12 protein-coding genes are annotated in these 14,375 nt (G+C 73.3%); 3 read left to right on the forward strand and 9 right to left on the reverse strand.

Features of this window, described 5'->3' with window-relative positions:
- Window positions 1-113: 113 nt before the first annotated feature.
- On the reverse strand, window positions 114-695 hold the full coding sequence (locus tag ABZ934_RS07765; protein ID WP_361309752.1) for a M48 family metallopeptidase: 582 nt from the start codon (window positions 693-695) through the stop codon (window positions 114-116).
- A 217-nt stretch (window positions 696-912) separates the two neighbouring features.
- Between ABZ934_RS07765 and ABZ934_RS07770 the strand changes: the two genes are divergently transcribed.
- The gene (locus tag ABZ934_RS07770; protein ID WP_361309754.1) at window positions 913-2,055 is read left to right on the forward strand and encodes a ThiF family adenylyltransferase; all 1,143 of its coding nucleotides are present in this window, start codon (window positions 913-915) and stop codon (window positions 2,053-2,055) included.
- Window positions 2,056-2,159: 104 nt separating this feature from the next.
- The gene (locus ABZ934_RS07775) at window positions 2,160-3,488 is read left to right on the forward strand and encodes an AarF/ABC1/UbiB kinase family protein (protein WP_361309757.1); all 1,329 of its coding nucleotides are present in this window, start codon (window positions 2,160-2,162) and stop codon (window positions 3,486-3,488) included.
- 42 nt (window positions 3,489-3,530) lie between these two features.
- On the opposite strand, the gene ABZ934_RS07780 is transcribed toward ABZ934_RS07775, so the two are convergent.
- The 5 genes from ABZ934_RS07780 to ABZ934_RS07800 all read right to left on the reverse strand — a co-directional run bounded on the left by ABZ934_RS07780 (window position 3,531) and on the right by ABZ934_RS07800 (window position 7,400).
- Window positions 3,531-3,746 carry a hypothetical protein gene (locus tag ABZ934_RS07780; protein WP_361309760.1) on the reverse strand — a complete coding sequence of 72 codons (216 nt, stop codon included), beginning with the start codon at window positions 3,744-3,746 and terminating at the stop codon, window positions 3,531-3,533.
- Window positions 3,747-3,846: 100 nt separating this feature from the next.
- Window positions 3,847-4,182, reverse strand: a complete 336-nt coding sequence (locus ABZ934_RS07785) for a hypothetical protein (protein ID WP_361309763.1) — start codon at window positions 4,180-4,182, stop codon at window positions 3,847-3,849.
- Window positions 4,179-4,550, reverse strand: coding sequence for a WhiB family transcriptional regulator (locus tag ABZ934_RS07790; protein ID WP_053676354.1), 372 nt, complete (start codon window positions 4,548-4,550; stop codon window positions 4,179-4,181). Before ABZ934_RS07790 ends, ABZ934_RS07785 begins: the two co-directional genes overlap by 4 nt.
- A 174-nt stretch (window positions 4,551-4,724) precedes the next feature.
- On the reverse strand, window positions 4,725-5,057 hold the full coding sequence (locus ABZ934_RS07795) for a hypothetical protein (protein ID WP_361309766.1): 333 nt from the start codon (window positions 5,055-5,057) through the stop codon (window positions 4,725-4,727).
- Between the two features lie 177 nt (window positions 5,058-5,234).
- Complete coding sequence (locus ABZ934_RS07800) at window positions 5,235-7,400, reverse strand: ATP-dependent DNA helicase UvrD2 (RefSeq protein ID WP_361309768.1); 2,166 nt, start codon at window positions 7,398-7,400, stop codon at window positions 5,235-5,237.
- Window positions 7,401-7,538: 138 nt separating this feature from the next.
- On the opposite strand from ABZ934_RS07800, the gene ABZ934_RS07805 reads away from it, so the two are divergent.
- Window positions 7,539-7,799 (forward strand): mycoredoxin, encoded by a 261-nt coding sequence (locus ABZ934_RS07805; RefSeq protein ID WP_190183315.1) that lies wholly within the window; start codon window positions 7,539-7,541, stop codon window positions 7,797-7,799.
- A gap of 107 nt (window positions 7,800-7,906) precedes the next feature.
- Here ABZ934_RS07805 and nudC read toward each other — a convergent pair whose 3' ends face one another.
- From nudC to ABZ934_RS07820, 3 genes are all read right to left on the reverse strand, one after another.
- Window positions 7,907-8,848 carry an NAD(+) diphosphatase gene (gene nudC, locus ABZ934_RS07810; RefSeq protein ID WP_361309771.1) on the reverse strand — a complete coding sequence of 314 codons (942 nt, stop codon included), beginning with the start codon at window positions 8,846-8,848 and terminating at the stop codon, window positions 7,907-7,909.
- A gap of 73 nt (window positions 8,849-8,921) precedes the next feature.
- Complete coding sequence (locus ABZ934_RS07815) at window positions 8,922-10,328, reverse strand: dipeptidase (RefSeq protein WP_361309773.1); 1,407 nt, start codon at window positions 10,326-10,328, stop codon at window positions 8,922-8,924.
- A 9-nt stretch (window positions 10,329-10,337) separates the two neighbouring features.
- Complete coding sequence (locus tag ABZ934_RS07820; protein WP_361309775.1) at window positions 10,338-14,321, reverse strand: UvrD-helicase domain-containing protein; 3,984 nt, start codon at window positions 14,319-14,321, stop codon at window positions 10,338-10,340.
- Window positions 14,322-14,375: the final 54 nt, after the last annotated feature.

Below are 14,375 nucleotides of genomic sequence, written 5' to 3' on the forward strand. Positions count from 1 at the left end.
TCCCGACTGTGAATGCCCGCACCCGACTCCGAATGCGTGCCGCTCAGGCTAACGGCTGTGGCGGACATCCGGCCAAGTCGGTACCGAGCCGGTACACATCCCCCGCGGCCCGGTCATTCCTCGCGTGCGGCGGGCACTCCGGAGGCGGGTTCGGCGGGCGCGTCGGGTGCAGCCGGTGCGGCGGGGAGGTGTTCCGCCGCGACGACCCCCTCCAGATAGCCGCGGGCGCGTTCGGTCTTCGGGTACGCCTCCAGCAACTGCCAGAAACGGGGCCCGTGTCCGGGTACCAGGAGGTGCGCCAACTCGTGCAGCAGCACGTAGTCGACGACGTACTCGGGCATGCCTTGGAGGCGGTGCGAGAGCCGGATGCTGCCCTCGGCCGGGGTGCAGGAGCCCCAGCGGGTGTTCTGGTTGGTGACCCAGCGCACCGAGCGGGGGCGGGCGCGGGAGTCGAAGTACTGCTCGGACAAACGCTCGGCGCGTTCGGTGAGTTCCGTGTCCCCCAGGGTCCGCTTGCTCTCCTGGGCGGCGAGCTTGTCGAGCATCACGCCCACCCAGCGTTCCTCCTCCGCCTGGGACATCCGGGCGGGGATGAGGACGACCGTCCGCTCTCCTTCGCGGTAGGCGGATACGGTCCTGCGGCGGCGCGCGCTCCGGCGTACTTCGACGGCGCGCTGCGAGGGATCGGCGGACACGCCTCGACGGTACCCGCTCGCCGGCCCGGACGCCCCGTGCGTCCGGGGTTCGAACACGATCGATTCCCCGGAGACCCGAAAACACCCTATTTCTCCATCTCATATGCCTAATACCCCTTGCCTGTGGACAAATTCCCGCGAGCATTTCGGCGAGCGGGCAATGTGGCGGAAGACACGAAGGAATCGCGGAGAGACGGACGGGAAATCGGGGGCTGTCATGTATCCGAGGGTGAAGCCGGCATTGGCGCGGGCCTGGCGGGATCTGCACACGGTGCAGTGCGGGGTGACTCCCGCGCACGCGGTGGCGCTCGGTCCGGTGGACACGGCGACCGCGTCGTTGATCGACCGGATCGACGGGACGCGGGGCATGGAGTCGCTGCGCGAGGAGGCCGGGAGGATCGGACTGCCCAGGGGGCAGGCGGACGAACTGGTCCGGCGGCTGGCGGGGGCCGGGCTGCTCGACGACGCCACCGCGGGCGGCCCCCGGGCGCAGGCCGTGCGCGAGCGGCCGGAGGCCCTGGAGCGGCTGGGGCCGGATCTGGCGTCGCTCTCGCTGGTGCACCCCGAGCCCGGCGGGGAGTTACGGGCGGTGGCGGCCCGGCGGGCGATACGGGTCCAGGTGCGCGGCAGCGGCCGGGTGGGCGGGGTCGTCGCGGCCGTCCTGGCGGGAGCCGGAGTGGGCCGGGTCGAGGTGCTCGACGGGGGGCGGGTGCAGCCGGGTGATGTGGCGCCGGGTGGGGTGGGTCCGGGCAGCGTGGGGCGGCTGCGGGCCGACGCCGCGGCGGCGGTGGTCCGGGAGGCGGCGCCAGGTCGGCCCCCGCGCGCCGGGGAGAACCGTGGGCCGGAACCGGGGCTGGCCCTGGTGGTGGTCGCGCCCCGGGACGGGCTCCAGGCGTGGGCCCCCGACCCGGACGCGGCCGCCGAGTGGGTGGCGGCCGGCATCCCGCACCTGTACGCGGGGGTGCTGGAGGGCACGGGGATGGTGGGACCGCTGGTGTTGCCGGGGGTCGCGGCCTGCGCGGGGTGCATGGAGCGGGATCGGATCGAACGGGACGCGGCCTGGCCCCGGATGCTGGTCCAGTGGCGGTCGGCGCACCGCCGAAGAGCCGTCGCCGCGTGCGATCTGGGCCTTGCCTCGGCGGTGGCGGGCCTCGCCGCCGCGCACGCCCTGTCGTTTCTCGACGGTCGGCTTCCGGCGTCGACGGCCGCCCGCTGGGAGGCCGCCCTGCCGGACCTGCACTGGGAGCGCACCGAGGTACGCCCCCATCCGGACTGCCCGTGCGGGGCCGACGCGGTGGGCCGCGGCGGCGCCGGGAGCGGGCCGGCGGTACTCGAGGGACGGGAGGCAGGATCGGGCTGACCCTCGTACCGAGGGCCATGACAGGATGCGTTCGACCGAAGGCCAGAGGGGACACCCCCCGAACCGCCGCTGGCGGCAGAGCTGTCTGGGAATTGGAGGGGCGCATGTCTGATCTTCCCCGGAAGGCGGTCACCCGCACCGTCAAGCTGGCCGCGCTGCCCCTGGGCATGGCCGGCCGGGCCACCTGGGGCCTGGGCAAGCTGATCGGCGGCAAGTCCGCGGAGATCGTCGGCCGCGAGCTGCAACAGCGCACCGCCGAGCAGTTGTTCCGCACGCTCGGGGAGCTGAAGGGCGGCGCCATGAAGTTCGGGCAGGCGCTGTCGGTCTTCGAGTCGGCTTTGCCCGAGGAAGTCGCGGGGCCCTATCGGGCGGCGCTGACCAAGCTTCAGGAGGCGGCCCCACCGCTGCCCACGTCGACGGTGCACCAGGTACTGGCCGAGCGGCTGGGTGAGAATTGGCGTGAATTGTTCGAGGAGTTCGAGGACAAGCCGGCCGCGGCGGCCTCGATAGGGCAGGTGCACCGCGCGGTCTGGCACGACGGCCGACAGGTGGCGGTCAAGGTGCAGTACCCGGGGGCCGGGGAGGCGCTGCTCTCCGACCTGAAGCAACTGGGCCGGTTCGCCGGGCTGCTGGGGCCGCTGATCCCGGGCATGGACATCAAGCCGCTGATCACCGAGTTGCGTGACCGGGTGGCCGAGGAGCTGGACTACGAGCTGGAGGCCGAGGCGCAGCGGGCGCACGCCGAGGCGTTCGAGGGCGACGGGGACGTGGTGGTGCCGGCCGTCGTCCACCAGGGTGACCAGGTCCTGGTGAGCGAGTGGATGGAAGGGACCCCGCTGTCGGAGGTCATAGCCGACGGCACGCAGGAGGAGCGCGACCGCGCGGGGCAGTTGCTGGCCCGGTTCCTCTTCTCCGGTCCCGCGCGCACCGGGCTCCTGCACGCGGACCCGCATCCCGGGAACTTCCGGCTGATCCGGGGCGCGGACGGGACGGCCCGGCTCGGGGTGCTGGACTTCGGCACGGTCGACCGGCTGCCGGGCGGCTGGCCCGAGCCCATCGGCCGGTCGCTGCGGATGACGCTGGACGGTGACGCCGAGGGGGTGTACGGGCACCTGTGCGCGGAGGGCTTCGTGAAGAAGTCGATCGAGCTCGACCCGGACGCGGTGCTGGACTATCTCAAGCCGATCATCGAGCCGGTCGACGCGGAGGAGTTCACCTTCACTCGCCCGTGGCTTCGCGGCCAGGCGGCGCGGATCGCCGATCCCCGCTCCCCCGCCCACCAGTTGGGGCGGCAGATCAACCTGCCGCCCTCGTACCTGCTGATCCACCGGGTGACGCTGAGCACCATCGGCGTCCTGTGCCAGCTCGGCGCGACGGTGCGCCTGCGCGACGAACTGGAAGCCTGGCTCCCCGGGTTCCTCTCCGAGGGCTGACGCGACCCGGCACTCCGGCGGCCTCGCGGCAGGGCGGCGCGGTCACCACCAGGAGGAGTCGAGGCGGCCCTCGATCGCCCTGAGGTTGGCGCGGGCGCAGGCGACGCAGAAGAACTGGCGGGTCCCGTTCTCCACCGAGCAGGTCCAGGTGGGCGGGGCGCCGTCGGGGGCTTCGGTACCGCAGCGCGCGCAGACGGTCCCGCGACGGGGTTGCGCCTTGTGCCCCGGCGGGGTGGGGCGGGGAGTCGGCTGGTCCACCTGCCGACGATATCCCCGGAGGGGCCGCGGTGCGCGTCCGCAACGCCCCGGGGGGACCGGTCCGTGTGGACCGGTCCCCCCGGGGGTGCGTGTGCGGCGGTCAGTGCATGACGGCCATGGCCAGCGCGCGCCGGGCGCGCATCGACACGCGCTCGGCTCGCCGCTGCATGCGCCGGGCGGAGACCAGGCGCAGGGCGTGACGCTCGGCGTCGGCCTCACGCATGCGGTCGTCCATATGGGCACGAGCCATGGCTTCTGGGATGAGTTGCATTTCGCGGGTCCTGTTCTGACGCGAGGTGATCGCGCCTGCGGTGATGAAGTCTGCGGTGGCGGAGCCGTGCGGCTGCTCGCTCGTGGTGCCGGTGAAGGGGGACATGGGGGCCTGCTTCAGGGGGTCGTGCGTCAGGGGGCGGTCGATGGTTCCGATGGCGGTCATGCCGCGACAACCGGGTTCTTGCGCGGGCGGCCACGGGGCCGCTTCCGGGCGACGACCACGCCCTGGACGAAGAGCTCGCCGCCCCAGACGCCCCAGGGCTCGCGACGCTCCTTCGCGCCGGCGAGGCACGCCTCGACCAGCGGGCAGGTCCCGCAGAGGGACTTGGCGTACTCGACGTCAGCCGGGGACTCGGCGAAGAAGACCTCGGGGTCGAAGGTGCGACAGGGGACGGGCACGCCGAGGTTCTCGATGGCGTCGTCGAGCGCGGTGAGCGCGGTGAGGGGAGTCAAGGTGGAGTCCTCCGGGACTGCGGGCGGGGAGATCGTTTGGGTCTGCGGTACGGACGGGGCGTGCGCTTCGAGTTGCACGGTGGTTTCTTCCTCGTCTTCGTTGATTAGTCGTTCCGGCCGGGGTCGGCTGGTACCTGTTCTTGCCAGTCCCGAGGCTCCTTCGCTCTGTAGCCCCCGTTCGGGGACAAACAGAAGGGCCGCGGATCCCGGGTGGGGTTCCGCGGCCCTGAAGGCGCCGGCCTGATCTTGAGATCAGACTGGATCACTCCAGGGTTCGAGCCCACGGAAGGCCCACATCAGGTGGTGCTGCTGCTTCGTCTGGGATCCGGCACCGGCCGCGGCGGCGGAGGCATAGGCGCCATGCGCCTGGGCTTCTGCTGCCAGTACTGCCACCGGTGCCTGGGTCGGTCGCTCATTCCGGTCGCTGACGAGCAGCGCGCAGGGCGCGGCCGTCAGGGCAGGGATGTCCGCGGAAATCCGGGACACACCGGTACCCAGGACCGGGAGGAGCGAGGAGGAGCCGAGCATGCGGGAAGCGGCGACCGGGCGATCGGTCATTTTGGTGAAGGTCATGAAGCTGGTCACTGGTCTCGCCTCCTCTCGGCGTCTCGGGGACCCGGCCCGGGGGCCCGTCCCATGCGTATTCGGAAAAGTACAGCAAAGTACAACACGGATCAGGGGCTTCGGAGAAGCCACTGTTTCCGATGCCAAGAACCTATGGGGATCTGCTGGGCATGTGCAAACTATTTTTCCGACGAGTTTCTACGCGTCGTCAGAATCCTCGTCGCCGGGCTCCTGGCCTGCGCAGATGGCCAGCACGTCGGCTCCGTACCGCTCGAGCTTGCGGCCGCCGACACCGGAGATCATCGACAGCTCGCCCTCCTCGGACGGGCCGGCCTCCGCGATCGCCATCAGCGTCTTGTCGGTGAAGACGCAGTAGGCCGGCAGGCCCTGCTCCTTCGCCTGGGCCGCGCGCCACTCACGCAGCCGCTCGTAGAGGCCCTCGTCCATGTCGGACGGGCAGTCCTCGCAGCGCATGAGTTTGAGCTCGCCGGCCTCGGTGAGGGTCTTGCCGCAGACCCGGCAGAGCACCGGGCCGCGACGCCCGCGCTTGCGGGCCGCCCGCTCGCCCGCGGCACCGGTCTTGGCGCCCGGGGCCGCCGAGCCGGGCCGCAGGCCGTTCAGGAACCGGCTGTGACGCCGGGAGGCCCGGCCGCCGGGGGCCCGGGACAGGGCCCAGGAGAGTGTCAGGTGCAGTCGCGCCCGGGTGACGCCGACGTACAGCAGCCGGCGCTCCTCCTCGACCTGCTCGTCGGTCTTGGCGTAGGTGATCGGCATCATGCCGTCGGTGAGGCCCACGAGGAACACCGCGTCCCACTCCAGGCCCTTCGCCGCGTGCAGGGAGGCGAGGGTGACGCCCTGCACCGTCGGCGCGTGCTGGGCGGCCTTGCGTTCGTCCAGCTCCACGGTGAGGTCGGCCAGGGTGGCGCCGGGGCGGGCGCGCGCGAAGTCCTCGGCGAGGCGGACCAGCGCGGCCACCGATTCCCACTGGTCGCGTACGGCGCCGGAGCCGGCGGGCGGCTCGCTGGTCCAGCCGGTGGAACTGAGCACGGCGCGGACCTGGGAACCCAGCTCCACCACGTCCTCCAGCAGCGGGTCGTTACCGCCGGAGCGGGCGGCTCCGCGCAGCGCGAGCATCGCCTTCTGTACCTCGTTGCGCTCGAAGAAGCGCTCGGCGCCGCGCAGCTGGTAGGGCACCCCTGCATCGGCGAGGGCCTGCTCGTAGACCTCGGACTGGGCGTTGATGCGGTAGAGGACGGCGATCTCGCCGGCAGGGACCCCGGCGGCGATGAGGTCGCGGATCCTGACGGCGACGCCCTCGGCCTCGGCGGGCTCGTCGGGGTACTCGGCGTAGACCGGGTCGGGGCCGGCCTCGCGCTGGGAGACCAGCTCCAGCCGGTGTTCGGAGGCCCGGCCCTTGGCCTGGGCGAGCAGGCCGTTGGCGAGGTGGACCACCTGGGGGGTGGAGCGGTAGTCGCGGATCAGCTTGACCAGGGTGGCCTGCGGGTACTTGGTGCGGAAGTTCAGCAGGTGGTCGGGGGTGGCGCCGGTGAAGGAGTAGATCGTCTGGCTGGCGTCGCCGACGACGCAGAGGCTGTCGCGCTCGCCGAGCCACAGGTCGAGCAGCCGCTGCTGGAGCGGGCTGACGTCCTGGTACTCGTCCACCACGAAGTGCTGGTACTGCGCGCGGATCTGCTCGGCGATGTCGTGGCGGTCCTGGAGGATGCCGACGGTGAGGAGCAGCACGTCCTCGAAGTCGATCATGTTCCGGTCGCGCTTGAGCTGCTCGTACGTGCCGTAGATCTGGGCGATCTCCGCCATGTCCCGCGGCGCCTCGCGGCCCGCCTTGAGGGCGGCGGCCGGGTAGTCGGCGGGAACGGTCTGGGTGACCTTGGCCCACTCGATCTCACCCGTGACATCGCGCAGCTCGTTGCGGTCGAGCCGGATGCGACAGCGCGATCCGGCCTCGGCCACGAACTGGATCTTGCGCTCCAACAGGCGGGGCACCTCCCCGCCGATCGCCCGGGGCCAGAAGTACTGGAGCTGGCGCAGGGCGGCGGCGTGGAAGGTACGGGCCTGGACTCCGCCCGCGCCCAGGGCGCGCAGCCGGCCGCGCATCTCGCCGGCCGCGCGGTTGGTGAAGGTGACGGCCAGCACGCTGGCGGGCATGAGCTGCCCCGAGGCGACGCCGTAGGCGATGCGGTGGGTGATGGCGCGGGTCTTGCCCGTGCCGGCGCCGGCGAGCACGCACACCGGCCCGCGCAGGGTCGTCGCGACCTCGCGCTGCTCCGGGTCGAGGCCCTGGAGCACCGCGTCGGCCGAGTCGGCGCCGGACGGGAAGGATGAGGAGTGCGTTGCTGATGTCACCCCGCCATGCTGCCAGGTCCGGTGTGCCGGGCGGGAACGTTGTCCACAGGCCGCCGGTATCCGTAGTACCGGGAATGGGGAGACGCCGGCGTACGTTCGTGTACTCGGACCACCGAGCCTCACGAAGGAGAGCGCAGCATGCAGGACACGGGTTCCGTCACGATGTACAGCACGACCTGGTGCGGCTACTGCCGCCGGCTGAAGACCCAGCTGGACCGGGAAGGCATCGCGTACGACGAGATCAACATCGAGCTCGACCCGGCGTCCGCGGCCTTCGTGGAGCAGGCCAACGGCGGCAACCAGACGGTTCCCACGGTGCTGGTGAAGTCCGCGGCGGGCAACGAGTCCGTCATGACGAACCCGAGCCTGGCCCAGGTCAAGCAGGCCCTCGCCGTCTGACCGGCAGCGCGTCGAGAACCGGAAGGCCCCCGCCGCGGCGGGGGCCTTCCGGTGTGACGAACGTTACGGCGCGGCAGTGGGCAGCGGGCAGGGGGGCGGCCCGACGGTCAGGCCGCCGCCCGCGGCAGCGGCTTCCCGTACCAGAGCTCGACCAGCCGGGCCGCGATGGAGATCCCCGCCGGTGGGAGCACCTCGCCCGACTCGATCGCCTCACGCAGGTCCTCCCGGGAGAACCAGCGGGCCTCCTGGATCTCCTCGCCGTCCACGGTGATCTCCGAACTGACGGCGCGCGCCGTGAACCCGAGCATCAGGCTGTACGGGAACGGCCACGGCTGGCTGGCGACGTACTCGACCTCGCCGACCTTGACGCCCGCCTCCTCCCACACCTCACGGATCACCGACTGCTCGATGGACTCGCCCGGCTCCACGAACCCGGCCAGCGTCGAGAAGCGGCCCTCGGGCCAGTGCACCTGGCGGCCCAGCAGCGCGCGGTCCTGCTCGTCGGTGACCAGCATGATCACGGCGGGGTCGGTGCGCGGGTAGTGCTCGGCGCCGCAGCCCGGGCAGCGCCGGATGTGACCGGCGGCCGCGACGACCGTGCGATCGCCGCAACGGGAGCAGAAACGGTGCATCCGCTGCCAGTTCTCCAGCGCCACCGCGTGGACCATCAGCCCGGCGTCGCGCGGCGACAGCAACAGTCCCGCCTCCCGCAGCCCGGCGGCGCGCGCCGACTGGTCCATGCGGCCCGGCAGGGCGTCCTTCTGCAGCGCGAAGTACCGTACGCCGTCCTCGTCGGTGCCCAGGAAGTAGCGGTGCGTCTGGGTGACCGGGGCCTCGAAGGCGGGGGTCATCACGATGGCCGTGCCGCCGTCGGGGGTGTCGTCGATCAGGACCTGGCCGCCGGAGACTACGAAGACGCGGGTCGTCGGGTGGCTCCAGGCGGCGGCGAGCCATGCCTCGTCGAGGCGGTGGTGCGCGGCGCGGTCGATGCCGCTGGGCGCGGCGAGCGAGAGCGGGCGCTCGGTACGGGTACTCACAGGTACTTCCAACTCCCCCGGTGGTGGACAGGCGGGCTAGGCGGGCGGCAGGCGTGGCCCTCGTGCGGCTGGGTGCGCTCCGTCCTCAGGCGTCGGGCTTCCAGTGGGCGGCGAGGTCCCCCCACAGGTAGGCGGCCGTCTCGACGCCCTTGAGGAGCAGGTCGAGCTCGACCTTCTCGTTCGGCGCGTGCCAGCCGTCCGACGGGACGGAGATGCCGAGGAAGAGGACCGGGGCGTCCAGAACGTCCTGGAGGTCGGCGGCGGGGCCGGAGCCGCCCTCGCGCGTGAACCGGATCGGCTGCCCGAAGGCGCGGCCCATGGCCCGTACGACGGACCGCAGGGCCGGGTGGTCGAGCGGGGTCAGGCACGGCCGGGTCGGGGCGCCGAAGACGATGGAGTGCCGGATGCCGTCGGGGACGCGGGCGGCGACCCAATCCCGTACGGCGGCCTCGACCTCGTACGGATCCTGGCCGGACACCAGGCGGAACGACAGCTTCAGGTGGGCGGAGGCGGGCACGATGGTCTTTCCGCCGGGGCCCTGGTAGCCGCCGCCGATGCCGTTGACCTCGGCGGTCGGGCGGGCCCAGACGCGCTCCAGCGTCGAGTAGCCCTTCTCGCCGGCGGCCGCGTGCGACTTGGCGCTACGGAGCCACTCGGCCTCGTCGAAGGGCAGCTCGGCGATCAGCCGGCGTTCGGCGTCGGTGAGTTCCGCGATGCCGTCGTAGAAGCCGGGGATCGTGACCCGGCCGTCGTCGTCGTGCATCGAGGCGACGAGGCGGGCGGCGGCGGTCGCCGGGTTGGGCACGGCTCCGCCGAAGGCTCCGGAGTGGATGTCCTGGTCCGGCCCGTGGAAGTCGATCTCGCAGTCCGCGACGCCGCGCATGCCGGTGCAGACGGTGGGGGTGGTCTCGGACCACATGCCGGTGTCGGAGACGATCACGACATCGGCGGCGAGGCGGCCGGCCTCGCGTTCGACGAGGGCGCGGAAGTTCGGGGAGCCGGACTCCTCCTCGCCCTCGATGAGGAGCTTGAGGTGCACGGCGGGGGCGTCCGCGCCGGTGGCGGCGAGGTGCGCGCGGACCCCGAGGGTGTGGAAGAACACCTGGCCCTTGTCGTCGGCCGCGCCCCGCGCGTACATCCGGCCGTCGGCGACGACCGGCTCGAAGGGGTCGGTGTGCCAGCCGTCCTCGCGGGCGGCGGGCTGCACGTCGTGGTGGCCGTAGACGAGGACGGTGGGGGCGGCCGGGTCGGCGCTCGGCCACTCGGCGAAGACGGCGGGGGCCCCTGGCGTTTCGAGCACCTCGGCGACCGGGAAGCCGGTCTCCTTGAGCTTGGCGGCGAGCCAGTCGGCGCTGCGCCGTACATCGCCCGCGTGCTCGGGCTGAGCCGAGACGGACGGGATGCGCAGCCACGCGGCGAGGTCGTCGAGGAAGGCCGCGCGGTGGGTGTCGATGTACGTGCGGACGACCTTGTCCGCCGGGGTGTCGCTCATGCCACGAGCCTAACCGTCCGCCTGAGGGTCGCTGTCCGTGCCCGTTGCGCCTTGGAGGATCCGCTCAAGACGGGCCCGGTCGGGCAGGTCGCGGGGGCGGATCACGCGGCCGCTGCGGACGTGGAGGAACGCGGCGGAGACCCGGTCGAGAGGGGTCTCGGTGGCCTCGGCCCACCCCAGGCGGTAGACGGCGAGCTGGAGGGGGTCGGCCTCGGTGGTGCGCCCGGTCTTCCAGTCGACGATCTCGTACGAGCCGTCGGGGTTCTTGTAGACGGCGTCGATCCGGCCGCGGACGACGCGACCGGCGAGGGTGAGCTGGACCGGGGCCTCCATCCGGTGCGGGGTGCGGTCGGCGTACGGGCTGCGCTCGAACGCGGCCTTGAGGGAGGCGAGGTCGGCCTCGTCGGCGATGTCCTGGTCGGAGGCGGCGCCGGGGAGCTCGGTGGCGGGGTCGAGGACGTCGAGGAGCGGCAGGGGGAGCTCGTCGAAGCGGGACTCGACCCAGGCGTGGAAGCGGGTGCCCTGGCGGGCGGCGGGCTGGGGCGGTTTGGGCATGGGCCGGGCCAGCTCCCGGGCGAACCCCTGCTCGTCGGCGGCGAGGCGCAGGAGTTGGCTCGCGGAGAGGGAGGCGGGCAGCTCGACGTCCCGCACGGCCGTACGGGCACGGCGGAGCTCGCCTTCGAGGGCGTCGAGGTCCCGGTCCCATGACGCGACGGCCCGCGCCTCTTCGGGGGTCAGGTCCCCGCCGTCGTACCCGGCCCGCGCCCCGGCGACCCGGCCCCGCGCCGACGGCCCGGCGGGGTCGGCCTCCGGCCACAGGTCGTCGTCGGGCACGGCGGGGTGGGCCCGCGGCCCGGGGTCGGCGGCGGGCACGGCGCGCCCGGTCCGGCGCACACCCGCGTGCGGAGCCAGGGCCGACGGCCCGGCGGGGTCGGCCTCCGGCCACAGGTCGTCGTCGGGCACGGCGGAGCCGGGCCGGTATCCACCGGGGTGCGGCCACAGGTCGTCAGCCGGCCCGGCGGCGTCGGTAGGCGCGGCGTAGCGGGAGTCGGCCGCGGCGGGCTGCTGACCCCGCGACGACGGCCCGGGGATTTCGGCCCCCGGCCACAGCTCGGGGTCCGGCGCAGCAGCGTCGGCGGGTACAGCCGGACCAGACGCGAGGGCGTCCGTGTACGGGGCTCCCGCCGACGGTCCCGCCGCTTCGGCCTCCGGCCACAGGTCCGCCTCCGGCCAGAGGTCGTCATCCGGGGCGGCGGCGTCCGCGTGCGGAGCCCGTGACAACAGCCCCTCCGCCTCCGGCTCCGGCCAGAGGTCGGACCGGGGGGTGGTGGAGCCGTGCGGGGCGCGGGGGCCGGGGACCGTGGGGGCGAGGCCCGGGTCCGGGGCCTGCGGGTCGGGCCACGGGGGGTCGTCGTAGGAGGGTTCCTCGCAGTGCGGGGGCCAGAGGTGGGCCGCCGAGAGGTGGGACTCCACCAGCGCCGCCGCCCGGCGGCGCCGGGCCAGCGAGGCCGGGTCCAGCGGCAGCGGCCAGGAGTGGTCCGCGGTCGCGGCGTCGGCGAGAACCGGGTTCTCCGCCTCCGGCTCCGGCTGGGGCGCCCAGGCCTCGATCTCCCCGTACCCCGCCTCACAGTGCGCGTACAGGGCCTCCAGGAACGCCGACGGCCCCCGCGGCTTCTTCTGCGTCGGCCCCCACCAGTGGCCGGACGCCAGCAAGAGCGAGCGCGGTCGCGTGAACGTCACGTAGCCGAGGCGGAGTTCCTCCACCGCCTTGTGCTCCTTCAGCCCCGCCTTGAAGGACTTGAGGCCCGCCGAGGTCCAGGCCGGGTCGCCCGGCAGGGTCGACGCGTCGCCGCGCAGGGCGTACGGCAGGACCTTCGCGTACGAGGTCCACGCCTCCGGCGGCTTCTCCTTCGGGAAGGCCCCCGCGCACAGGCCGGGTACGACCACCACGTCCCACTCCAGCCCCTTGGACTTGTGGGCCGTCAGCACCTTGACCGTGTTCTCCCCACCCGGCAGGGCGTGGTCCAGGCCCTTCTCGTACTGGGCGGCCGTGCGCAGGAAGGCGAGGAACGCCAACAGCGACGCCTCTCCGTCCAGCGAGGCGAACCCGGCCGCGACGTCCAGGAATCCCGACAGCGTCTCGCGGCGCCGGGCGGCCAGTGCGTGCGGGGAGGCGGACAGCTCCACATCCAGCCCGGTCGCCGCCAGCACCCGGTGCAGTACGTCCATCAGCGGGTCGGCGAGCGAACGCCGCAGGTCACGCAGCTCCTGCGCGAGGTGCGCGAAGCGGACCCTGGCCTCCGTCGAGAACGGCAGGTCCTCCCCGGCGACCGCCCCGGCGGAATCCAGGAACGTCTCCAGCGCGTCGGCCAGCGAGATGACCTCCACCGGGTCGACGCCCTCGACTGCCGCCGCGAGACGCGCGTCCGGGTCGGCCCCGTCTCCTCCGGACGGCCTGCCGTTCACCAACTGCCGGGCCCGCCGCCCCAGCAACGCCAGGTCACGGGCGCCGATCCGCCAGCGCGGGCCGGTCAGCAGGCGCACCAGCGAGGCGTTGGCCCCCGGGTCCTGGAGCACCTCGCACACCGCGACCAGGTCGGCGACCTCGGGCAGGTGCAGCAGGCCGGAGAGCCCGACCACCTCGACCGGCACCTCGCGGGCCACCAGGACCGCCTGGATCCGCGCGAAGTCCCCGGCGGAGCGGCACAGCACCGCGATCTCACCCGGCGCCGTCCCCGTACGGACCAGGTGCGCGACGGAGTCACCGAGCCACTCCAGCTCCTCTGCGTGCGTGGGGAGCAGCGCGCAGCGGACCGAGCCGGCCCGCTCCTGCCCCGGCGCGGCGCGCAGCGCCTCGACGCCCTCGTGCATGGCGCGCAGGGGCGCGGCGAGGCCGTTGGCCAGGTCCAGCAGCCGGCCGCCGCTGCGCCGGTTCTCGCTGAGCGAGTGGCGTTCGGCGGGCGTGCCGTCCGCGTTCGGGAAGTGTTCGGGGAAGTCGTCGAGGTTGGCGACGGAGGCACCGCGCCAGCCGTAGATCGCCTGGCAGGGGTCGCCGACGGCGGTCACGGCGTGGCCCGTGCCCGCGCCGAACAGCCCGGAGAGCAGCAGCCGCTGCGCGACGGAGGTGTCCTGGTACTCGTCGAGCAGGACGACCCGGAACTCCTCGCGCAGCAGCGCCCCCACCTCGGGCCGGGTGGTGGCGAGCCGCGCGGAGAGGGCTATCTGGTCGCTGAAGTCGAGCAGGTCGCGGGAGCGTTTGGCGTCGCGGTAGCGCTCGGTCAGTTCCAGCAGTTCGAGCCGGCCCCGCACCGCCTCCGGGACCTTGCGCAGGTCGTCGTTGGTGAGCTTGGTGCCGGCGAGTTCGTCCAGGAGCCGGGTGTCGTACGCGCGCAGTTCCTCGGGGGTGACCAGGTGCTCGGACAGCTCGGCGTCGAGCGCGAGCAGGTCGCTGACCAGGTCGGGGAGGGACTTCGTCAACGAGGGGTACGGGCCGGGGGCCTCGCGCAGCACACGGGCGGCGAGCTGGAAGCGGGTGGCGTCCGCGAGCAGCCGGGCGCTGGGTTCCAGGCCGATGCGCAGGCCGTGGTCTTTCAGGAGCTGTCCGGCGAAGGCGTGGTAGGTGGAGATGCGGGGCTCGCCGGCGGCGGCGCCGGCCTCCGCAGGCTCGGGGGTAGAGCCAGGGGCCGGGTCGGGATCGCTGATGCCGGCGCGGGCGAGGGCCTTGCGCACGCGCTCGGCGAGCTCGCCGGCGGCCTTGTTGGTGAAGGTCAGGCCGAGGACCTGTTCGGGCGCGACCGAGCCCGTGCCGACCAGCCAGACCACGCGGGCGGCCATGACGGTGGTCTTGCCGGAACCCGCTCCGGCGACGATGACCTGGGGTGCGGCCGGGGCGGTCGCGCAGGCCAGCTGTTCCGGCGTGAAGGGGATCCCGAGGAGCTCCTTGAGCTGCTCGGGATCGGTGAGGGCCGGGGGGCCGGCCGGACGCGCGGACACCTGAAAAGGCTAGCGGCCCGCACTGACACTCCCCGCCGGCGTCCCTGCCGCCGT

It is taken from the genome of Streptomyces sp. NPDC046557, assembly GCF_040645975.1.
Lineage (GTDB): Bacteria > Actinomycetota > Actinomycetes > Streptomycetales > Streptomycetaceae > Streptomyces.